The organism is Bradyrhizobium sp. AZCC 1610, from assembly GCF_036924515.1.
In the GTDB taxonomy this organism is placed as follows: Bacteria; Pseudomonadota; Alphaproteobacteria; order Rhizobiales; family Xanthobacteraceae; genus Bradyrhizobium.
Window position 1 is genome coordinate 6,431,026 of the sequence record NZ_JAZHRR010000001.1, and the last position, 21,807, is coordinate 6,452,832.

Annotated in this window: 14 protein-coding genes and 4 pseudogenes; 11 read left to right on the forward strand and 7 right to left on the reverse strand. The window is 60.4% G+C overall.

What is annotated here, in order from left to right; translation table 11 throughout:
* Positions 1–414 precede the first annotated feature (414 nt).
* The 3 genes and pseudogenes from V1279_RS31600 to V1279_RS38025 form a co-directional block, all read right to left on the reverse strand.
* Positions 415–1,203 carry a Crp/Fnr family transcriptional regulator gene (locus V1279_RS31600; protein WP_442894842.1) on the reverse strand — a complete coding sequence of 263 codons (789 nt, stop codon included), beginning with the start codon at positions 1,201–1,203 and terminating at the stop codon, positions 415–417.
* Positions 1,204–1,417: 214 nt separating this feature from the next.
* Positions 1,418–1,719 (reverse strand): annotated as a pseudogene (locus V1279_RS31605) (substrate-binding domain-containing protein); the annotation flags it as partial.
* A pseudogene (locus V1279_RS38025) lies at positions 1,662–1,796 on the reverse strand (IS5/IS1182 family transposase); the annotation flags it as partial. The pseudogenes V1279_RS38025 and V1279_RS31605, both read right to left, overlap by 58 nt.
* A gap of 248 nt (positions 1,797–2,044) precedes the next feature.
* Here V1279_RS38025 and V1279_RS31610 point away from each other — a divergent pair.
* Positions 2,045–2,923, forward strand: coding sequence for a universal stress protein (locus tag V1279_RS31610; protein ID WP_334446647.1), 879 nt, complete (start codon positions 2,045–2,047; stop codon positions 2,921–2,923).
* A gap of 59 nt (positions 2,924–2,982) precedes the next feature.
* Here the strand turns inward: V1279_RS31610 and V1279_RS31615 are convergent, their stop codons facing one another.
* The gene (locus V1279_RS31615; protein WP_334444170.1) at positions 2,983–3,612 is read right to left on the reverse strand and encodes a response regulator transcription factor; all 630 of its coding nucleotides are present in this window, start codon (positions 3,610–3,612) and stop codon (positions 2,983–2,985) included.
* Positions 3,602–5,311, reverse strand: a complete 1,710-nt coding sequence (locus tag V1279_RS31620) for an ATP-binding protein (RefSeq protein ID WP_334444172.1) — start codon at positions 5,309–5,311, stop codon at positions 3,602–3,604. Before V1279_RS31620 ends, V1279_RS31615 begins: the two co-directional genes overlap by 11 nt.
* A gap of 207 nt (positions 5,312–5,518) precedes the next feature.
* Here V1279_RS31620 and nhaD point away from each other — a divergent pair, with 207 nt between their 5' ends.
* The gene (gene nhaD, locus V1279_RS31625; protein ID WP_334444174.1) at positions 5,519–6,949 is read left to right on the forward strand and encodes a sodium:proton antiporter NhaD; all 1,431 of its coding nucleotides are present in this window, start codon (positions 5,519–5,521) and stop codon (positions 6,947–6,949) included.
* A gap of 270 nt (positions 6,950–7,219) precedes the next feature.
* Here the strand turns inward: nhaD and V1279_RS31630 are convergent, their stop codons facing one another.
* Entirely contained in the window at positions 7,220–8,509 is a 1,290-nt protein-coding gene (locus V1279_RS31630; protein ID WP_334446649.1) for a hemolysin family protein, read from the reverse strand.
* 1,168 nt (positions 8,510–9,677) lie between these two features.
* Between V1279_RS31630 and V1279_RS31635 the strand changes: the two genes are divergently transcribed.
* On the forward strand, positions 9,678–10,484 hold the full coding sequence (locus V1279_RS31635) for an LON peptidase substrate-binding domain-containing protein (protein ID WP_334444176.1): 807 nt from the start codon (positions 9,678–9,680) through the stop codon (positions 10,482–10,484).
* A gap of 400 nt (positions 10,485–10,884) precedes the next feature.
* Positions 10,885–12,051 (forward strand): mannosyltransferase family protein, encoded by a 1,167-nt coding sequence (locus V1279_RS31640; RefSeq protein WP_334444178.1) that lies wholly within the window; start codon positions 10,885–10,887, stop codon positions 12,049–12,051.
* Positions 12,052–12,287: 236 nt separating this feature from the next.
* Here the strand turns inward: V1279_RS31640 and V1279_RS31645 are convergent, their stop codons facing one another.
* Positions 12,288–12,467 carry a hypothetical protein gene (locus V1279_RS31645; RefSeq protein ID WP_334444181.1) on the reverse strand — a complete coding sequence of 60 codons (180 nt, stop codon included), beginning with the start codon at positions 12,465–12,467 and terminating at the stop codon, positions 12,288–12,290.
* 426 nt (positions 12,468–12,893) lie between these two features.
* On the opposite strand from V1279_RS31645, the gene V1279_RS31650 reads away from it, so the two are divergent.
* The 7 genes and pseudogenes from V1279_RS31650 (at position 12,894) to V1279_RS31675 (ending at position 21,795) form a co-directional block, all read left to right on the forward strand.
* The gene (locus V1279_RS31650; RefSeq protein WP_334367004.1) at positions 12,894–14,096 is read left to right on the forward strand and encodes a PQQ-dependent sugar dehydrogenase; all 1,203 of its coding nucleotides are present in this window, start codon (positions 12,894–12,896) and stop codon (positions 14,094–14,096) included.
* A gap of 218 nt (positions 14,097–14,314) precedes the next feature.
* A pseudogene (locus V1279_RS31655) lies at positions 14,315–14,548 on the forward strand (sigma factor-like helix-turn-helix DNA-binding protein); the annotation flags it as partial.
* Positions 14,549–15,616: 1,068 nt separating this feature from the next.
* Positions 15,617–15,757: pseudogene (locus V1279_RS38030) on the forward strand (zinc-ribbon domain-containing protein); the annotation flags it as partial.
* A 6-nt stretch (positions 15,758–15,763) separates the two neighbouring features.
* Positions 15,764–19,009: an ATP-binding protein gene (locus V1279_RS31660; protein ID WP_334444184.1), complete on the forward strand. Its 3,246-nt coding sequence runs from the start codon at positions 15,764–15,766 to the stop codon at positions 19,007–19,009.
* 90 nt (positions 19,010–19,099) lie between these two features.
* Entirely contained in the window at positions 19,100–19,357 is a 258-nt protein-coding gene (locus V1279_RS31665; RefSeq protein WP_334444186.1) for a hypothetical protein, read from the forward strand.
* 25 nt (positions 19,358–19,382) lie between these two features.
* Entirely contained in the window at positions 19,383–20,132 is a 750-nt protein-coding gene (locus tag V1279_RS31670; RefSeq protein WP_334444188.1) for a hypothetical protein, read from the forward strand.
* Positions 20,095–21,795: an IucA/IucC family protein gene (locus V1279_RS31675; RefSeq protein ID WP_334444191.1), complete on the forward strand. Its 1,701-nt coding sequence runs from the start codon at positions 20,095–20,097 to the stop codon at positions 21,793–21,795. Before V1279_RS31670 ends, V1279_RS31675 begins: the two co-directional genes overlap by 38 nt.
* Positions 21,796–21,807: the final 12 nt, after the last annotated feature.

The following is a 21,807-nucleotide window of genomic DNA, read 5'->3' on the forward strand; positions in this document are numbered from 1 at the left end:
CCACAACCAACGCGGAACCATCCGAGCCAAAAGATCGCCAAAACTCAAAAGCCAAGCTTGTCCAAAGACAGAAACGAGTTTTGCAACACAATCCCCTCAAGAACAGACATCGTCAGCCGGGCCTGTCAGGTCCGAAAAGTGCCACAAGCGGACTCAGGCACTGCAGCAAGACGCTCTTGTTTTCGGCTTCGCTTTGGAGGCGATGGCCGCAGGCAGCGTGCAATGATCGGTACTTCAAGCCCTGCCAAGCGAAGGATGAGCGGGAGGACTGTTGCCAATCTGCTCACCAATCTGGCGCTCGATCCGTTTGGAAAGATCCCCGAATTCGAGTTCTGCGCCGTGCGCGCGAAGCCAGTGGGAATTAGGACGGCGGCGGAGCAGGCGACGGCCGGGATCAATCTCCTCGGACCGCTGTCAGTTGGCGAAAGGCGTCTGCGGCGCGATCTTGTTCTGCGCGATGATGGCTTCGGCCCGCGCGAGATTTTCCAGGAGGCGCTGGCTGGTCAAGACAAGGAAGTAATAGCCGAACTGCGGGTTTTGGAAGTAGATCTCAAGCAGCTTTTCATAGCTGATAGTCAGGACGCGGCCATCCTCGATACATTCGATCGTCGCGGTCCGGCGGTTGTCGAGCGTGAGGAAACCAAGCTCGCCCATCAAACGCCCCGGCGGAAGTTCGACGTTGATTTCGATGACCCGGAATTTGCCGGTAACGGTCAGCAGCATTTCGTTGGCTGCGTCACCCTTCTTCATCAAGATATCGCCCTTGCGATACTTGCGGTCGGTCATGAACGGCTTGAGCCACTCCATCGACATGTCGCCCTGTGTTGCGGTGCGCGCCTTCTTCACCAGCGCGAGCATTTGACGGAGACGGTAGGCATTGATGGGAATCATCAGGAGATAAAGAAGAAAGATCGTGACGGCTCCGGTGAGCGCACCGAAGATGGCGAAGAATGCGCAACCGATCATGTTCGCGACCCGCAGCGGCACCATCGTGTGCGTCAGCAATGTAGCGACAAAGAAGATCGCGCCGACCAGGGCGAACATATTGGCAAGCGTGATGTTGTGCAGAAAGATTTCCAGCAGGCGGTTGAAGATGGCGTCCCAGGTCACGTTGTTCGGATCGAGACCCATTTGGACCAGAATCTTCGCGAACCTGAGGTTGTCGGTTGCTGCATCGAGAATGCGGTCCAGCATGATGGACATATCTCCTTTGGAGCCGGTGAGGCCAGCTTACCGGAAGTGACTTTATCACAGCGCAGCAAACTTGGCCGCCCGACTTCCGAGATGGGTCAATCGCGTCACTTTGGCCGTCGGCCGACTACTTCCGGTCTTCCCCTGTAAACGGACGTCGTCTGGCCAGTGAGCATGTCTCAAAAGTGCCAACAGGCGACATCCCAAGCGAGGAGCGAACCGACCATCAGGTCAACGGGCTGACTAGGAACTTGAAGCCGTATTTCTCAAGGATGTTCTTCGCTGCGGTCGAGCGCAGGAAGGTAAGATAGTCGGAGGTCTCCGGTTTCGCCGTCGTCGTCGCCGCGACGGGATAGATGATCGCCGGAGGGAATCGGGCGGGAAGATGCCGACGACCTTGACGCCGGGCTCGACCTTGGCGTCGGTCGAATAGACGATGCCGAGCGACGCCTCGCCGCGTGCCACCAGCGTCAGCGCGGCGCGCATGCTGTCGGCCATCGCAAATCTCGATTCAGCCGCTTGCACGCGAGGTAGTTGGCTGCAAGCTTGTCGTAGCGAGTGGCGATGCGTCGGCAATGCTTGATCCGATTGAAGAACCTCTCCACCAGATCTTAGGCAGGGTGTCCGTAACGAGCTCCCGGATTCCATTTCCGGGCGGACAATTTCTTGCTCCAGCGAGAATTCGTCCTCCTTCACTTCGTACGCAAGCGCGTAGGTAGTTCTCACCATAAGCCCGCAAGCATTAATCCCTACGCGGAACGGGGCGCATTTCGCGCCACGGCGTGCTACGTACTATCCCCAGCAGGCACGTCCCGAACGACAGGAGCAGTGCGGTGTGAACGCGCCAAGCCGGATGAGCGGGCCAGCTAGAAAGATTCTCTTAGCGACGGATCTTAGTGCGCGCTGTGACCGCGCGCTTTGCCGAGCCGCCATGCTTGCATGGCAGTGGCAATCGTCGCTGACAGTCTTGCATGTAGTTGAAGATCGCGACCTGAGCATCCCGGATGCAGCAGGACTGCCGTCGTGGAGGCGCTCGTCCGATCCGCTTGATGTTGCCAGAAAACACCTCCTAGCCGATGTCGACGCACTTCCAGCGCGGCCGACCGTGCGAATCGCCGAAGGAAATCCGGTAGAAGCCATTCTGTGCAGTGCCGACGCTGAAAATTGCGACCTGATTGCGATCGGCCTCGGAAGAGACGAGTCGCTCGGACATTTCATATTGGGCCGGACCGCGGATCGGCTATTTCGTCGGTCTCGAGTGCCGCTCCTTGTTGTGAAGGACCGTCCTCGCAAGCCGTACGAAAATATTGTTTTCGCTACCGACCTCTCCGATTCCTCACGTTATGCCCTGGAAACTACCGCACGCTTTTTCTCTGGACAAAGGCTAACAATTTTTCATGCGTACCGCCCACCGTCCGAACTGATAACTGAATCGGCATTGCATCGGCAATATCGTATGGAAGTCGAGCTGGAGGTGCGGGCGTTTTTGGCAGGAGTGGACAAATCGGCGCCCGGTTGGCAACAGCCGCATGTGCTGATCGAGGATGGCGCACCAAATTTTCTGTTGCGCGACTATGTGCGAGACAAAGAGGTAGACCTGTTAGTGCTTGGTACGCACGGGCGGAGTGCCCTCTTCGAGATGTTTCTAGGGAGCGCCGCCAAAGCAATTGTGGATGACGTACCTTGCGATGCCCTCGTTATCCGAGAACCGCGCGCAGCAGTCGAGACCTAACAGAGTATGCTCGGAGTTGCATTTCACGGCGACCGCCTCGCCCTGAATTGCGATGATTACTACGGCCGCATAGGTGCACTCCGCCCCTGCAGGCTCATGCTCATGCGCGCCAGGTGCGACAGCGTCCGCGCGCCCATCTTCTGCAGGACAGCTGCGCGATGATGCTCGGCTGTCCTTGTGCTGATCCCGAGCTTTGTAGCGAGCAGCTTCGTCGGCATTCCTTCAGCCAGAAGCGCCATCACCTCCTGTTCGCGCGCCGTGAGCGACCGATAGCTGGCTTCAATAGCCGCATACGTTGCTTCCTCGGCAGCGATTTCGCAGACGCGGTGGTGTGCTTCCTCTAGGGTCTGAAGGAGTTCCGCCGGCTCGAACGGCTTCTCAAGAAAGTGCAATGCGCCCGCTCGCATGGCCTTGACGGCAAGCGGCACATCGCCGTGGCCAGTGATCATGACTACGACCGGCCGGACCGGCCCCAGTTGCAGTTGGCGCACCAATTCAAGCCCGCTCATTCCGGGCAGGCGCACATCGACGAGCAGGCATATTGGCTTGGTCAACCTGACTTCCGCGAGGAACTCTTCGGCCGAGGCATAGGTGCGCGCTTCCATCCCCGCCGTATGCAACAGCACTTTGAGGGCTTCGCAGACATCGGATTCATCGTCGATGACGTGCACGACGCGCTTATGCCCCATGGCCAACCTCTGGGCTCAAGGGAAGCTCGATCGTGAACCGCGCGCCCCCATCTGGCCGGATGCGCTCCCAATCGATCGTCCCTCCATGCGCGCCAATCAGCTCGCGCGATAGCGCCAAGCCGAGCCCCATACCGCTCGGCTTTGTCGTGACGAACGGCTCGAACAGGTGTTTGGCCACAACATCGGACACGCCTGGCCCATTGTCCTCGATCTCGATCCGCACCCCTTTGTCTAGGGCCGCCACGCGAACGGTGACGCAGCCGGGCAATCGGCCCGCTTCCGCGGCGGCGTCGATGGCGTTGTTGATCACGTTGATCAGGCTTTGCTCGAGCTGAAGCGCGTCAACGGTGACCGGCGGGACGGACGCAGCCTCAAGCCGCACCGATACGCCGTGCGCCCTTGCATCATCCCCGGCTAGGGCCACCACCTTCCGCGTCAGGGCACCGAGGTCAGTGGGAGCTGGCCTAAGCGTCCCACGCGAGACGAAATCCCGCAGACGCTCGAGGATGTCTTTCGCGTGCCGCAGCTGACTTGTTGCCTTTTCAAGCGACTCCGCAATCGACGTCGGGTCGGCAGGCTTGTCGGCCAAAAGCTGCCGGCCGACGTGAAGGTACATGGCCACGTTCGACAGCGGCTGGCTGATTTGGTGCGCCAATGAAACGCCCATCGCACCGGCCGTCGCATGCCTTGTCATGCGCACCACCTCGGCATGCTGCTCGCGCAGGAGCTCATCCGATCTGCGGCGCTCGTCGACGACGGCGCCGAGCAACAACCCGTTGAACACGAGCGCCAGCACCAAGAGCTGGTAGCCCATGAAAGTGCTCGCGGGATAGCCACCCCAACTGATGAGAGCCAACAGCAGCAGATGGACGACACATACGCCAGCTGCCGCTCCCACGAACCCGGTGCGCATCGCGATCCAGCTCACCGGGAGGAACAGCAGATAGAAGAAATGGTATTCGTGGGCTCCCTCGAAGGAGAAGATCAGCCACAACGCGATCAGGACCCCCGCCAGAAAGGCCCCTGAGTCGATCAGCAGTACCGCGGGTCTTGTCTCAGCCAGACGCTGAACTGACCCGGACGCGGCCATGGCAACGGGGAGGATGATGATGACACCGACGGTGTCTCCGACCCAAAGATGCTGCACCGCTTCCCAATACTGCCTCGCCGGCAGATCGTCGAACCACACGAGAAAGCCGCAATAGAGGCAGGCTATGACGAATGTCCCTGCCGGCACCGTCACCAGCAGCGCAATCACACTGCGCAGGTCGGACCGTCCAACCGCAAAGCCGAGGCCTCGCGTGAGACCTGCGGCGAGCGCCGCATAACCGAGCGCAACAACCGCGCTCGTGGCAACAGTAGAAGCGACGCTCTTAGCCGCCCCGTAGATGAAGAGATCGACCAGCAACGCTGCCAGGAACAGCACCGGCGCATAAGCGACGCCTTTGAGCAGCAACAGGCCGAGGCTCAGCGCCTTCACCGGATTCCACAGCGTGATGCCGAGGCCTTCGAGTTCATGGACGCGCGTGAGCCATTCGAGCCCGAGATAGGCGGCAGTGAAGATGCCGCCGATCAGGGCGTACTGCGCCGGCGCAAGTTCGCGCGGCCAGCTGCCACTCCAGCGCAACAAGCCCGCAGCCGCGCTATTTGATCTGCGGACGACGTCGCCCAATGCAGTTCCTCCGTCGCCAAGCGACAATTTTTTCTCCAGCGAGAATGCGCCCCCCTAACTTCGTACGCAAGCGCGTAGGTAGTACTCACCATAAGTCCGTGGGCACTATTCCCTACGTAGCACTGGGCGCATGTCGCGCCGTGGCGTGCTACGCCTAGTCTCCAGCAGGCACGATCCTCGCGACAGGAACAGGGCCTGCCTTACTCAAACCCAATAGTGGAAAGCCGCAAGGTAATGACGTTCAACTCTCGTCGACAGGGGCTGACGATGGTGCGTTTTGCCGGACGGCTGTGGATGCTGGCCGTTCCGGTATTTGTCTTGCTCCTGTCCGCTCCCGCGCCGCTCCATGCCATGGAGGCGGGCGCGCGCATCGACCTGACGCAGCATCCCGTCGGCTATCTGTCGCTCCTGATCTTCTTCGTCGCCTACGGATTCGTGGCCGTCGAGGAAGTCATTCAATTGCGCAAGTCGAAACCCGTCATGCTGGCGGCGGGCCTCATCTGGGCGCTTCTCGGCGTTGTCTACGCCGCGCGTGGTCAGAGCGCCGCGCTCGAAGTTGCCGCCAAGCATGTGATCCTCGACTATGGCGAGTTGATGCTGTTCCTCGTGGTGGCGATCACGTATGTGAACACGATGCAGGAGCGGCGCGTCTTCGCCGCGGTGAGGGCCAAGCTCGCCAGCAGAAAACTTTCTTATCGGCAGCTTTTCTGGCTGATCGGGGGGCTTGCGTTTGTCTTCGGCCCCATCATCGACAACCTGACAACAGCGCTCGTCATGGGCGCCGTGGTGGTGGCCGTCGGGGTCGGCAGCTACCAGTTCATCGTTATGGGTTGCATTGTCATCGTGGTGGCCGCCAATGCCGGCGGCGTCATCTCGCCATTCGGCGACATCACCTCGCTGATGGTCTGGCAGAAAGGCAAGCTGGAATTCCTGGAGTTCTTCCATCTCTTCCTCCCGGCGCTGGCGAACTTCCTCGTGCCGGCGGCGCTCATGCATTTCAGCTTGCCGAAAGGAATGCCGGAGCCGGTAAGCGAAACGAGGAGACTCAAGCACGGCGCGGCCGTTGTAGTCGGGCTGTTCGCGGCCACCATCGCGACCGCCGTTTCGTTCAAGACCTTTTTCAGTTTGCCGCCCGCGCTCGGGATGATGCTGGGTCTCGGATACCTGCAAATGTACAGCTACATCCTCCAGCAGATCGGTCGCCGCCGTGACGACCAGGACATGGCGTTCGACTCCTTGCGGGAGATCAGGCGCCTGGAGTGGGACACGCTGCTGTTCTTCTTCGGCGTCATCTTCGCCGTCGCCGGACTAGGCGTTGCCGGCTACCTCGCGCAGTTGTCGACTTATCTCTATGGCGACCTCGGACCGACCGCCGCCAACATCGCCATCGGCGTGCTGGGCGCGGCGTTCGACAACATCCCGCTGATGTTCGCGGTGCTCACCATGAACCCGGATATGTCGAGCGGCCAGTGGATGCTCGTCACGCTGAGCACCGGTGTCGGGGGGAGCCTCGTGTCTATCGGCACGGCGGCGGGCGTGGCGCTGATGGGACTGCTGCGCAACCACTACACGTTTATCAACCATCTTCGATGGACCTGGGCCATTGCGCTTGGCTACATGGCAAGCATCCTCACCCATCTGTGGATCAACGCCGCGCTCATGTAGCGCGGCGAGACAGAAGCCTCAGTCGTCGCGAGAACCGGTGCGCTAAAGGCGCTTGTTGCGGTTTAGCCCCAAACAAGCGAATAGTTTGCGATGCATGCGAGAGCGGCGGCCCTTTAGCCGCTGCTTTGGTTGAACGAGCGAACCCTCAATTGTCCGCTTTGGGTGGCGGACCACGACCAAGGGCAACCGGGAAGTACACTTTGCCCTATAATCGGACATCGTCAGCCCAACCGGTCAGGTCCGAAAAGTGCCAGAAGCGGGCTTTGACATTCATGCGGCTTCCAATCGGCTGGCCAGCATCTTGTCTATGCGCCTGCCGTCCAGATCGACAATTTCAAATCGCCATCCTTCAGTTTCAATTCTATCGCCAATGCTAGGAATCGTGCCGAACTCCTGAAGCAAAAACCCCGCAACCGTCTGATATGGCCGCGATGGAGGAAGGGTGATCCCGAGCAATTTTGCAAATTCGACCGCGGGCATCCACCCCGAGATTAGATAAGAGCCATCCTCGCGCCTTACGGCAGCAGGCTCAGCAGGCCCGTCTTTCGTATGGAAGGAGCCGACAATCGCTTCAAGAATATCTGCGGTCGTCACGACACCTTGGAAAACGCCATACTCGTCGTGCACGAGCCCAATGTGCACAGGAGACTCCCTCAATATCGCGATAACGTCTCGCGCGTCGAGAGATTCAGGAATGACAGGAGCGTCCCGAACCAGCTTCCGAATGTTCGGCTTGTGCCCGGATAAATAGACATCGAGTATATCCTTGGCTTGCACGATTCCAAGCGCATGTTCCCGATTGCCTTCGAAAACCGCAAAACAGGAGTGATCGCTACTTCGCAAAGCCCTGTAAATCGTCGGAGCCGGATCGGTCAAATCGATCGTGCTTACTTCACGGCGAGGCGTCATGACGGCCCCTACCGGAAGATCACCCAATCGCATCACGCCTGCGATCATCTCTTTCTCGCCCGGCTCCAGCACACCGGCATTTTCGGCCTCGACGACAAGCGAGCGAATTTCATCTTCGCTGATTTTCTCTTCCGCTTCACCACGATGGCCCAGAAGCCACAGCAGCGCCTTGCCGGAACGATCCAACAGCCAGACCAGAGGCAACGATATCTTGGCCAGCACTACCATCGCAGGCGCAACCCTGGCCGCCACCGCCTCGGGATCGCGTAGCGCAATCTGCTTTGGAACAAGCTCGCCGATAATCAATGAGGCATAGGTGATGACGGTCACGACAACGCCGACACCGATCGTCTCTGCGACGACGGGCGAAAATCCGGCCTCGATCAGCCAAGATGCAAGGCGCAGCCCTAGCGTAGCGCCCGAGAAAGCGCCGGATAGCACGCCAATCAGCGTGATGCCGATTTGAACTGTAGACAGGAATTTGCCGGGATCGGATGCCAGTGCGAGGGCACGGCGAGACCCTTTGACGCCCTTTTCGACAAGACCGGCCAACCTTGCCGGGCGCGATGATACGATGGCCAACTCCGACATTGCGAGTAGGCCATTGATGACAATCAGGATCGTGACGATCCCGAGGTCTAGATATAACACGCTGGAACCTTCTTCTGGGCGCGCAGCCGTACCGCCACCACAACATCGCCGCAGCACATATGTAATGTCCTGCCTTGAGCACGCAATGGAACCGTCACCCGAGAGGGTCGCATGCGAGATAATCAAGATCGGAAAGGCTCGACCAGTATTCGCACTCTCGCCGTTATCGCTGCAGCGATCATTCTGGCGATTGCCGCCCTCGCATGGGACGATACTACGCATGTTCCCAGCAATCCCGGACCAAGCGGAACACCGGGATCCACGGTGCGAGACCAGACCCCACCGCCAGCCGTAGAGACAACCACAGGAACGGTGCGCTGACGGCTTCTTAATAGGAGCTTGGAGGACAGCGTTACAGGTCCCTCGGTCCGAATGTCCGCTTCGGGTCGGTCAATCGCGTCATTTTGGTCGTCGGCCGACTACTTCCGATCTTCCCCTGGGGCGCACAGGAAACAGATCGGCAACTTAGAGACCGTCCGCGCTAAACGCGCGAGAGCCGCCGGGATGTCCCCAGCGGCTCGCGCGTTGCGTAGCGATGTGGTGCGACGCGCAGCGTCGCGTGGTGGAACGTTGCGATGCGCCGAGGCGCGCCGCGTTGCCAACCGTGATGTCGATAAGTCCTACGCGTCCCATCGACTAAGGTAAGGTGGCTGGTCGCGAGGCAACTTCAAGACAGCGCTGCTGTCGTAGTCGTCATCTGTTTCGAATCGCGCCGAAAAAGACGCGACTGCTGGATCGCCGCATCACTATCGCTCATTTATTGGATGGCAGCGGTGCGTCACCAGCGTGATCTTATTCCGCCCGAAAGCTGCGGGCAGACAGCTCGCGTTTGTGCCAATCGGCGCGCCGACGACGTTCAGAGGTCTGACGGCACCGCTACCGCATTTTCCGCTTTACCCCCGATGGCGGACATCGACCATCGCCGGATCGATGTCCGTTTCGTGCCAACAGGCGACCTAGTGCAATTCCTTCACTGCAGCGCGATAGGTGATTGACACCAAGCCGCCTCCAGGCCAGATTTTGTGGCGGTTGATACGACCTGCTGGTTGCACCCTCACGGGAACGGTGAACGTATCGAGCCCTTTATTGGCTTTCCTTTGCCCGAGCGACCGGGTCAGCAACGCAACCGCCTGACATGCCTGGTTCGCTCTAGTCAAAGGACGAAGTCATGCGCGATTTTCGCGATGCAAAGGCCATGGCGCAGACCCTGCGCGCCTCCCTGACTGCCAAAACGGTCACCATCAGCCACAGCGAGAGCCTGGAGCTGGTCTCAAAAATGTTCGGCGTCGCCGACTGGAACACGCTGTCGGCGCAGATCCAGGCGGGCCGTGAGGGACCGTTGGTCGCAGCCGCAACACACGCCACGGAGGCGGGACGCCATCCCGCCATGCCGATCCGGGATTTCGCGCCGTTCCCCGGCGGGATCGTGCCGTTTTACACCGACCGCGCCAAAACCATTCAGGCGCTTGGGCGGGCCTTTCAAGGCGCGCGGCAGATTATAGTCGCGATCCAAAGAAGCTCCGACGTCGACGAGCCCGGACTTGCTGATGTCTATGACGTCGGTGTTCTTGGTAGCGTCCTCACCCTAGACCAGCTGGCCGACGGCAGATGGAAGGCGCTGACCCAAATCCATCGGCGCGTCATGATCAAAGACTTCGTCGGCGAGGCGGACGGCTATGTCGCCGATGTCGAAGTTCTCGACGAACAACCTGCTCCGGATGTGCCGGACCTGATCCTGATGAAAACCAAAGCGTATTTCATTGCCCATTCATTTCGGGATGCAATAAAGCAAGGTTATCCGCGTGTGCCGCAAATCAAGCCGCCGTTTGAACGGATCCGCGATCCTGGCCGGCTCGCCGATATGATTGCGTCGCATATCGAGCTTTCGATCCCGGATAAGCAGGCGCTGCTCGCGACCCTCGATCCCGTAAGGCGGCTCGAAAGGGTTGGGGACCTCCTGCAGGGTAACGCTTGAGGTCAGCTAAGGGTCAAATTCGGAAATCAGGGCGCGCAACTGGGCAGTCCGCTTTACCCTCGATATTGTTGCAGAAGTCGAAAATCGAGCGACCCGGAAAATCTCGCGAAAGTTGATCTTTGGACTTCTCCGCCGCTGCGTTGCTTTTCAGCGCCACTACGGAGATCCCTGGTCGATTTTGGATGAAACGATATGGTCCCTCACGTCGCCGCTCGTAAAACGCATCAGCGGCTCTAAAAAATTTCGTTCGTCCCCCCCAAAAAGACTTTTGCAACAATATCCCCTCAAGAACAGACATGATCAGCCGGGCCTACCATGTCCGAAAAGTACCAAAACCGGAAGTGGAATGGTTTTCGGTACGCCTAGGGCGATTGATCTTAGGCTTATACCAAGCGACAGTATGGACATGGAGATGCGGTGTCCGAACTGGAAAGGTCATTCTTGGCTTCCCTATTGTTGGGCCATCTTGATATTCTCTTGTTCGCGGGTGGTGGTCGCGCTCGGACTGGTATTCTCGCAAAAATATGTGCCCAGCTCGATCGAACGCTGGTCGGCGGGACCGCTCTGGTACCACCAATTGCTGCAATGGGATTCGGAATGGTATTTCAAGATCGTCACAGAAGGCTATCGGTATAACGGCGATCCGACTATTCAACAGAATATCGTGTTTTACCCGCTGTATCCGATGCTCGCACGGGGCCTGGTGACGTTTAGCGGCCTCACGCCTGCGGATGCTTTGCTGTTGATATCGAATCTCGCGGGATTGTTCGCCATCGGCGTTCTTTTCAAGCTAGTTCGCGAGGAATTTGGTGATCAACTCGCTCTCGCCACAACCGCGCTGCTCAGCTTTTTTCCGGCTTCGGTTTTGCTATCGGCCGGGTATACCGAACCCTTGGCACTGCTTCTAATCGTTTCGTTTTTTCTTGCTTTGAAGCGAAAATGCTATTTGTTAGCAGCACTGCTTGCAGGCTTGGTAATTTCTGACCGATCAACGGGCATTGTCCTATTACCCGTCCTTCTCTGGGAGATGTGGCTCAATCGCGATCAGAGGCCGTTCCTTCCTGCTCTCTTGCCATGCATCCTTCTCGCGACATCGGGCATCTGGCTATTCATGATCTATCTCTGGAGCTCTTTCGGAACACCGTTTGCTTTTTCGGATGGGCAGGTGGCTTTCCATCAAGGAACGACCCTAGCTACAAGATTAGTTGCGGCACTCAAATTTGAGCCCTTCACCCGAATGATCCTCAATGATTGGAATCCATGGGGGCAAGCTAGCTGGTTTACATTATTGTTCGTTGTCCTGATTGTTGTGGGCTGGTCTCGACTGCCCTCAACTTGGACACTGTTTGCCATGGGTGTGCTGTTGTTGCCATATCTAACACTCAGCGGTGGGCCAGCAGGCTTCGTCTCAATGAGCCGATTTAATCTCCTTTCATTTCCTCTGTTTGTAGTGTTGGCTGATTTGGGATTGCGAGCGAAGTGGCTTTTAGCAGGAGTTATAGGACTTTTCGGTGCGTCTTTGTTCATGAACACCGCCCTGTTTGCTCGGAGAATTTGGATTGGTTGATCGCTACAAAGCGCTCACGGCGACATTTCCCTAGCCGCAGCGACCCAGTTTCACACTGCATACCCCGCTATAGATCGTTCAGACCGAATGTGGGCTTCGGGTCAATCGCGTCGGTTTGACTGCGTACCGCCGACTTCCGCTCTACCCCCGTCAACGGACATCGTCAGCTCGGCCCGGCGGGTCCGTTTCGTGCCAATAGGAGCCGATCGTTGAGAGATTGGCCGGTTCAACCGGAGCTATTTCTTCCTCCCTGGCATGAAGTTCGGCTGCCAGGTCGCGGCCTTTTGGCTGGGCGCCGCGGCGATGACCTTGACCTTTTCTTTCTTGGGCTTCTTGGCTTCGCGGTTGCCTCGTTGCTGGCTTTTGACCATGGCAGTCTCCTCCTGTTTTTCAAGATGATTGAATTCATCTGACAACAGGACCTGCCCGCTGACAACAGGACCTGCCCGCGCGGGGTGCAGATCCTCACGTCGAGGTAGCCTTCTTGCACGAACTGCCTGGCCTTCTTCAGCGCGGCCGCCGCCGTGACGCGGCCGAGATTTTCGCGAGCCCCTTCATGGTTGCCACCGACCCGGTATTTCAGTTTAGGCTTGGACAACGCCGCCGCGTTGCCCACATGCCCACAGCAACCGCAACAGAAAACGAAGAGTCTCAATCCGAGATTCCAAATTGACCGCGCGGCTTGGCCGATGCAACATCGGGATCGCTGCCAACAGGAGCAGAGAGGCGCCGCCCGTCGGCTAGATCAACGGCCGTCTGCGGCGCGACACCAGCGGTGCGAGGAGTCAATCACGCCGCACCACCTTACCGGTCGCCAAGTCTGAGATTGGGGGAATAGGGGAATGATCCGGAACGCGAATCATCGCGGCGCGCGCCGGAGCGGGCCGTTCAGCGTTATGGTGGCACTCGCTCTCTGTGTTAGCGCCCCGCTCGACAGCACCCTTGCTCGCGCTCCCGAAAACGGAGAACTCAGCGCTCCCGAAGTGCCCGCGGATTTCGGGGCCGTGCAAATTGCGGGTCCGTTCGAGTTCCCTTGGTCCATCGCTGTTCTGCCAAACGGCTCCATTCTCCTCACGGAACGTGTTGGCCGCCTTCAACTCATCCGGCCGGGGTCAAGTGCTCGCGAAATAACCGGCGTCCCTCCCGTCCTGTTCAGCGGGCACTCCGGACTTCTCGACGTTTCCGTTGATCCAGGTTTCGGCGAAAATGGCATTATCTACCTGTCTTATGTGCACGGAACCGGGTCATCCTCCACGATCCGCGTGCTCCGGGCCAAGCTCGATGAGCCGCGCTCGAAGCTTAAGCACAAGCAGGTCATCTTTGAGAGCTCGCCGCCCGCGCCGAGCCCGAACCAACTCGGAGGCCGGATCGCTGTGACCGGCGATGGATACCTATTTTTGACGCTTGGTGACCGCTGGGAGGGTGAGCGCGCGCAGGACCTTGCTGATCACGCCGGGTCAATCATTCGCATCCGCACCGACGGCTCGGTTCCGTGGGACAACCCGTTTGTTTCGCTGCCGGAGGCGAAGCCGGAGATCTGGAGCTATGGTCATCGCAACCCGCAAGGCCTCGCTTTTCATGCGCGTAGCGGCCAGTTGTGGTCGCATGAGCACGGACCGAAGGGCGGCGATGAGCTCAATTTGATCATCTCCGGCCGCAATTACGGTTGGCCCGTCATTACGCACGGTATCGGATATGCGGACGAGCCGATTGGCGAGGGTGCTGCCAAGCACGGTATGGAGCAGCCCGTTTATCATTGGACACCCTCGATTGCTCCGTCGGGATTGGCTCTCGAAGGTCTCGACCGTATCACCGGATTCTGGATTGGCGCGCTCGCTGGAGAAGCGTTGGTCAACCTGGACATGAAGGAGGGGCGGATCGCTTCCGAACGGCGTTTCCTCCGTGGCGAACTTGGTCGCATTCGTGACGTGCGCGTCGACTCCAACAACCTTGTATACTTTGTTACCGATGGTCTTGCTGGGGAGGTGTACCGGCTCGAGCCGGTCGTCGAACAGGCACACCAAGAGGAAAGGCGTCGGAGGTGAGGAGCAAGGGGCGCCTCTAGTCCAGACTCCGCGAGTTTAAAAATCCCATCAAGTGCGCGTTTCGCGGGATCGTGAGCACGGATTTCACAGCTTCATGAGCATAGATTTCAGACGATCGTGAGCACCGATTTCGCGGGATCGTGAGCAGCCCCGCGCGCCCGCTTCGGCCGACATCTCAAGCGGCTTAGGACAGCCTCGTCGTTTAACGAGGAAGCCCAATGCCTACCCAGAGATTGTCGATGCGCCGGAACAGAGAAGTTCTTCGTCTCAAGCATGTTCAAGGCCTACCGGAACGGGCGATTGCCCGCACGATCGGCATCAGCAACGGCGTCGTGCATGGTTATCTGCGCCGGGCCGGCGCTGCCGGGCTCAGTTGGCCGCTGCCAGATGGCCTGACTGATGAAGATCTTGAACTCTTGCTTTTCTCCGCGCCGCGGGCGGCCTCGCAGGCCTTCGGAAACGCGCTCGGTAACTGCCCCGATGCACCTTGTCGTGCAGGTCCTCTAGCTTCTTCGAGGTTCTCTCCGTAGGTCTGCCACGGCGCGGAGTCCTGTTCAAGCGACAGGTAGCTCCGCTTCAGGAGATCAATGGTGATGTGATGCAGCAGTGCAGTGAACCGTACACTCTTGCTCTGTCGCGCCGCTCGGCGCACGGCGATGAGTCCGTTCGACGCGTTGTCCCGACGCAGTGTCCGGGCCGCGGCCGTCTCGTCGCCGTTCCCCTTGGGCGGGGTCCTTCCCTCCACGGCCTCCGCCGAGGGCAAGCCCTCTTTGTTCGGCCGCTTCTCGGGTACTATGACCCCGTCCGAATTCTCATCCGCGTGCATGATCATCGTTCGGCTGTTGCCTTCATGAACCGGCCCGGCTTGCCTGTCCGGACACGGATGAGACTTCCCAGGTTCCGTGCAAAGAACTTCTCCACGTGCACAAGATCTCCGACTGCGCGAGGTTCTTCCCATGCAAGCCATTCGCCATGGGACGATGTTGCCTTCTCTTCAACGGAAGGAGATCGGCACCTCGGAATTAGACCCGTTTCGCAGCTCAATACTTGGCCCGTGGTCTCCCCTGTGAACGCTTCACGTCGGCCCTCGCGGGACGCCGCGCATCACTCGAGGTCGGGGCGGATGGCTAGTCCTTACCCCATGGGGGACTTTCACCTCCTATTCTTTGCCAGCTTTCCTGGCGCACTCCGGGTCGGGTCATTCGCGTCGATTTCATTGGGCGCCGGCTACTTCCGGTCTTCCCCAATGAGCGGACATTCTCGGTGTCCGTCGGCATGTCGCAAGAGTGCCATCAGCGGAAGTGGAGCCTTGGGCGTTGCCGATGGTGGAGGTCGGTCGCCGGACGCTCCGAAACTGTCGCGACTGACGGATTCCCTAGAGTGCTGCAAATGAAAGCTTTCACACTCGACTATCGCGACCGACGCACTTCCAGTAAGTTCAGTTGACAGCATATCCAGGACCGGAGAGCGCTGCGTGCCTTGCCCTCCGCTTCCAGCCTATGCCCCGCTGAGGGCCGGTGATGAAGTGTCCGAAGTGCCAGCACGAAAACCCCGCCACAGCCACGTTCTGTGAGGAGTGCGCGGCACGTCTAATAATAGGCTGTCCCAATTGTGGGAGTCGGGTTTCTGCCACAGCCAAGTTCTGCCCAGAATGCGCCCATCCCCTGATGCCAGTTGCGGCCGAGCCTCGTTTTGCCTCGCCCAAAGATTACACACCACAGCACCTCGCCAACAGGATTCTCGCGGCCAAGGCAAACCTAGATGGCGAGCGGAAGCAGGTCACGGTTCTCTTCGCTGATATCAAGGGTTCGACGGAGTTGATTGCCGACCGCGATCCGGAGGACGCACAGAAACTCATCGATCCGGTGCTCGAATGCATGATTGAGGCTGTGCACCACTACGAGGGTACCGTAAATAGGGTCATGGGCGACGGCATCATGGCCCTCTTCGGCGCACCGCTCGCTCATGAGGATCATGCTGTGCGCGCGTGTCATGCGGCGCTCAGGATGCAAGAGACGGTCAAACGGTATGCAGAAAATCTCCAGCGCTCTCACGGATTGTCCATCACAATCCGCGTCGGATTGAACTCAGGGGAGATCGTTGTCTGTGACATCGGCAACGACCTCCACACGCATTACACCGTCGTGGGGCAGACCGTACACTTGGCGGCTCGCATGGAGCAGATGGCAAATCCCGGCTCCGTGCTCGCAACGGCCGATACCTTCCGGTTGGCGGAAGGCTATGTCGGCGTGAAGCCCCTCGGTCCCGTGCCAGTGAAGGGGCTCGCCAACCTGGTCGAGGTCTACGAGGTGACGGAGGCTGGGCCGGCGCGGAACAGATTGCAAGCGAGCGCACGGAGGGGGCTCACGCGGTTCGTTGGCCGCGACGCTGAGCTGGAGCAACTCCGCCGCGCGCTGCTACTCGCTGCCGCCGGACACGGGCAGGTCGCGGCGATCGTCGGCGAAGCGGGGGTCGGCAAGTCGCGCCTACTCTACGAGTTCACCCACTCGCATCACTTGCTGGGCTGGCGGGTCCTCGAGAGCGCCTCGGTCTCGTATGGCAAAGGAACGAGTTATTTGCCTGTGATCGACCTCCTCAAGGGCTACTTCGCGATCGTGGACTGCGACGACCCGCAGACCGTGCGAGAGAAGCTCTCGACACAGGATCGCGTACAGGAAGGAAGTTTGCCAGCCCTGTTATCTTTGCTGAACGTGCCATCCGATGATGCGCAATGGGACAAGCTCGATCCACCCCAGCGCCGCCGCCGAACACTGGACGCGCTGAAGCGGTTGCTGCTGCGCGAAAGCCACAAACAGCCTCTGCTGGTCGTCTTCGAAGATCTCCACTGGATCGACTCCGAGACCCAGGCACTGCTCGATGTTCTCATCGAGAGCCTGCCGGCTGCCCGGCTGCTGTTGCTTGTTAACTACCGCCCGGAGTATCAGCACCGGTGGGGCAGCCGCACCTATTACACGCAGCTCCGGTTGGATCCTCTGCCATCGGACACCGCTGAGCAGCTTCTCGGCGTCCTCCTCGGGTCCGATGCCAGCCTCGAACCGCTCAAGGACACACTGATCGCGCGGACGGAGGGCAATCCGTTCTTCCTGGAGGAGAGCGTGCGGTCGCTCGCGGAGACCGGGGCCCTGCTCGGCGAACGTGGGGCCTACCGGTTGGCGCGGCCGCAGCCATCCATCCAGGTCCCCGCGACGGTCCAAGCCGTGATCGCCGCCCGCATCGACCGGCTCTCCTCCACCGATAAGACGCTCCTGCAGACCGCTTCGGTGCTCGGGAGGGACGTGCCGCTTGGCTTGCTGCAAGGTATTGCCAAGGTCGCCGAAGATGAGTTGCATGCCGCGATCGGACGCCTCCAGGCGGCGGGATTCCTGTACGAGGTCGGCTTCTTGCCGGACATGGAGTACGCCTTCGCGCACGCGCTGACGCACGAAGTTGCCTACGGCAGCCTGCTCCAGAACCGGCGGCGCGCCCTCCACGTGCGAATCGTGGAGACCATCGAGCGGACCTATCCGACCCGGTTGGTCGAATATGTCGACCGGCTGTCCCATCATGCGTTTCTGGGCCAGGACTGGGCGAAGGCGGTCACCTACCTTCAGCAAGCCGGTGCCAAGGCTCTCGCCCGCTCGGTCCACCGGGAAGCTGTCAGGTGCTTCGAGGAAGCGCTGATGGCGTTGACCCACCTACCCGTGACTCGCGAGACCCTGGAGCAGGGGATCGATCTTCGCTTCGACCTTCGAAACGCCCTGCTCCCGCTGGTGGAATGGGGAAAGATCAAAGAGTACCTCCGGGAAGCTGAAGCTCTCGCCAAGAAGTTCAATGATCGGCACCGACTGGCATCGGTGTCGGGCTACATGAGCGGCCTTCACCTGAACACGGGTGGTCGCGCGAGCGACGTGCGCGCGTTCGCCGAAGAGGTCGAGGCCATCGGCGCGTCTCTCCACGATGTCTCGCTCCAGGTTGCCGGCCGGTACTACCGCGTCTGGCTGGGGGCTCTCTCGGGCGACTATCGCGAAACCGAACGCCTCTGCCGGACATTGATAGAGGCGCTGCCCGGCGATCTGTCGCGGAAGCGTCTTGGACTCGTTGCGTATCCGGCGGTGGTGGCGCGCGCCTTCCTGGCGCGCGCCCTCGCCGAACTCGGAGTGTTCGACGAGGGACGCAACCATGGACAGGAGGCTGTCCGGCTCGCTGAAGTGCTCGATCACCCCTTCAGCCTCATCTGGGCCTCCTTGAACCTCGGACGCCTCGAAGGCCTCCGCGGAGATTTCACCCGGGCGATCATGCCGCTCGAGCGTGCGGTCGCTCTGTCCCAGGAGTGGGACATAGCGTACTTGACTCCGATCGCGCAGGCGGCCCTGGGGCACGTCTACGCGCGCTCGGGACGCATCGAGGAAGGCGTCTCCTGGCTGCGGCAAGCCTTGGCCGGCTATGGATCCGCCGGGATCGGATACCTGCACTCGATGAGCACTCTGCAGCTCGGCGAGGCGCATCTCCTCGCAGGTCGCGTGGAGGAGGCGTGGGAGTTTGGCACCCGAGCCGTGGTGCTTGCCCGCGAGCGCGGAGAACGCGGTCACGAAGCGTGGGCCCACCTGCTCCTCGGCGAGACGGCGTCACATCGTGACTGCCCAGACGTTGCTGCAGCCGAAGCTCATTATGTTACCGCCACAGCTTTGGCCTCAGAGCTCGGTATGCGACCGCTCGTCGCTCATTGTCGCTTCAGCGTCGGCAAGCTCCTCGGGCGAGCTGGCGATTGGCGTGCCACAGAACATCTCACGACGGCGATGAACCTATTTCGCGAGATGGGCATGGGGTTCTGGCTCGAGAAGGCCGAGGCTGAGATGCAGGCGCTTGAGGTCGCCATGGCCACCCCGGGCGCCTTTTCGCTCTCTCGCCGTTGACACTACCCTGTCGCGACCATAGGCTCCATATGCTCGGCGCCTGACATATGGCGCGCAATCGTTGATGTGTCCCTCGAGGAGGATTCACCGATGGCGAAAAGTCCGAAGTCCAAAGCAAGAAAGGCGAAGGCCAAGGGGGGCAAGTTCGGTCAAGCCATGCAGGCGCTGAAAGGTGTGGGGGTCCCTCAGCAGGAGTTCGGTAGGTTAAACAAGGATGGCACTGCCGAAATCGACCTGGACAGCCTCGAAGCATTGAAAAAGAAGTTGGGAAAAGCGGCCGTGGGAAAGGTCCGCTTCGTGGCGCTAAATGCGCCGTTCAAGAGGCGATCCGCAGTCCCCCTGGGCTAGACGCTCGCGCTATGAGGGCCGGCCTGTGAACATCGCCGCCGAGCTCACCCTGAAATCCCTTCGCTCGCACCACCGGGCAGCGGGACCTCATTATCGCGACGCGCTGGTCACCGCCTGCCGCAAGGCACCGCCACCGTTTGGGACCAAGAACTACGAAAAGACCTACCGCGACGTGGCTAGGGACCCGAACTGGATGGCTCTGTCGCTCATCCAGAACGCGCAGGGGGAAGGCGAAGGCTCCGGGCACCTGTGGGACCTCGCGGCCTCCACACCGGATGCCCACGTGGCCGCCCAGATCAAGGCGCACGCGATCGACGAGTCCAGACACGCCAAGGCCTATGTCGCGATGCTGGATATCACTTTCCCGGACGTCGTCGACAACGGATCCCGTGCTCAGCTTGTTTCGCTGTCCCCCGGCTACACGCAGCGAAGTCCGCTCGAGGCGCACGCGAGTTCTCCGTACGCGAGCGCGATCACGCTCGACGATCTCATCCAGATGAACATCGCCGAGATCCGCACGCTGGTGCACCACATCATTCAACGGCCGATGTTGCTGGCATATTGCGCGCCCGAGCGGCGGCGTCGCCTGGCCCTTCTGCACGACCGCCTGCGGGTCGACGAGGCCCGCCACATCGGGTACACCGCCACGCTGATCGAGGAATTTGCGCAGCGGGGCAAGGCCGACGCGGTGAAGCGGCTCATGCAAGAGCGAATGAGCGACTTCAACGCGATCACGAATGAAGACCTTGGAAGAGGCGCCTTCGAGCCTCTCTGATCATCGCCGCATCCGGCGTGGCATGACGCTTCACGCTGTGAGACAGTGGGCCTGCGAGCGCCGGATCGGCGGGGCGCGACTCGCGCGCGCCTACAAGGCCGCGTTTTTCGTCGCTGTGTCGCGGCTGCTCCAGGGGATATTCCGGGAGGGCCACGCGCCGCACGCGCGGCTGTGGCAGAGCGAGGCTGGCAAGTGGTTTCTCGATCTCGGCCACGAGCCGATGCTGCGGGCGCCGGTGGGTGGCCCGCTGCCCTTCCGACGGCTCGAACTGAACGGATTTCCATGGAAGATTGTCGCGGGCAGACGGCGCGCGCTACGCAGCACCCGGGCCTTCCTGAACGCCCTTCGCCTCTGCGTGGAGCCCTCGGAACTCGCCCAGCATTTCGATCGGGTCATCGCAGATTTCGACAACAGCTTCGCCAATCTGGTGATGAACCGTCTCATGGCCCAGGGGCTCGATGCCGGTGCGCAGGCCATCGAGCCCGCATATGAGGGCCATCATTACTATCCGTTTCCGGCGCTCCGGCTCGGACCGTCGCCCCGACAGGTGGCTGAGTGTTCGAATCTCTGCCGAGAGGCGATCGATCTGACGTTGGTCGCCGCTCGGCCGTGCCTGTTCGATTCCACCGCGTACGCGGATTATCGGACGTGCTTTCGCGCCTGGGCCGGCATTCCCCTTCCTCGAAACGTCGACGTCGTGATCCCACTGCACCCGTGGCAACTCGAGCTCTCGCCAGTAATCCGCGAGCTTTTAAAACGGCGATGGATTGCGGTCCTCGACACCCGCCTCAAGGCGATTCCCCTCGCGTCGCAGCGGACGTGCCGCATTTTGCGATCCGGCTTCGACGTCAAGCTGCCGATGACCGTCATACTGACGGGGGAAGACCGGCTGCTCTATCCCTTGAATCGCGCGAATGCGACCGCTTTCTCGTCGCTCGCCCGCATCCTTTTGCGGCAGAGTGGAGAAAGCTATATAGACTTCCAGTGCGACGTGGCCTCAGTTGCCCATGCCGATCCATTTGTCGGCACGCATCTCGCCATGATCGTCCGGGCGCCGGTATGGGCGGATGCCTCGGAGATGGTGGTCCCGGCGCTAAATCTCTGGTGCGGGCCGCAGCAGGCGCGCACGATGTTGGACCTCCGCGATCGAGAGCACGCCTACGCATTCTTCCGCGTCTACTGCCGTGTGCTCTTGCACGGTATGGTCGACTTTTATGCGCGCTGGGGCATGGCGTTCGAGCCGCACCTGCAGAACGTGTACGTCGCGCTGCGTAACGGCATGCCGTCGCGCATGATCCTGCGCGACCTCGACAGCACAATCCTCGATCCTCTCCGGATCCGCCCAGTAGCGCAGGCGAACGGGGTGCGGCTTGCGCGCGGAACGTGGAAACACATGCCGGACTTTGCCTATGGTGGTCGGCGACTGGCTCACGCCATGATGTATGGGCACCTCGGCGAGGTGATGTCCTATCTGGCCCGCGCCGCGCAGGCCGATCTGGCCAAGTTGAGTGTTGCGGTGGAAGAGACGTGGGACGAGCTGGTCGCCCAAGCGCCGTCGGCAGCGTGCCGGAAGCGCGTGTGCAACTTGCGCAAGCAGGCGGACACCGTCGGGGCTGTCCTATGGCGCCGGATCATGAGGGCAGACCACACGACGTTCCGCTGATCATGACCAAAG

Bases quoted from the DNA above. Each gene is read 5' to 3' on its own strand.
- V1279_RS31600 (WP_442894842.1), bottom strand. From the start codon at position 1,203: ATGTCCATCATGCTGGACCGCATTCTCGATGCAGCAACCGACAACCTC.
- V1279_RS31610 (WP_334446647.1), top strand. From the start codon at position 2,045: ATGAGCGGGCCAGCTAGAAAGATTCTCTTAGCGACGGATCTTAGTGCG.
- V1279_RS31615 (WP_334444170.1), bottom strand. From the start codon at position 3,612: ATGGGGCATAAGCGCGTCGTGCACGTCATCGACGATGAATCCGATGTC.
- nhaD (WP_334444174.1), top strand. From the start codon at position 5,519: ATGACGTTCAACTCTCGTCGACAGGGGCTGACGATGGTGCGTTTTGCC.
- V1279_RS31635 (WP_334444176.1), top strand. From the start codon at position 9,678: ATGCGCGATTTTCGCGATGCAAAGGCCATGGCGCAGACCCTGCGCGCC.
- V1279_RS31640 (WP_334444178.1), top strand. From the start codon at position 10,885: ATGGACATGGAGATGCGGTGTCCGAACTGGAAAGGTCATTCTTGGCTT.
- V1279_RS31650 (WP_334367004.1), top strand. From the start codon at position 12,894: ATGATCCGGAACGCGAATCATCGCGGCGCGCGCCGGAGCGGGCCGTTC.
- V1279_RS31660 (WP_334444184.1), top strand. From the start codon at position 15,764: ATGCCAGTTGCGGCCGAGCCTCGTTTTGCCTCGCCCAAAGATTACACA.
- V1279_RS31665 (WP_334444186.1), top strand. From the start codon at position 19,100: ATGGCGAAAAGTCCGAAGTCCAAAGCAAGAAAGGCGAAGGCCAAGGGG.
- V1279_RS31675 (WP_334444191.1), top strand. From the start codon at position 20,095: ATGAAGACCTTGGAAGAGGCGCCTTCGAGCCTCTCTGATCATCGCCGC.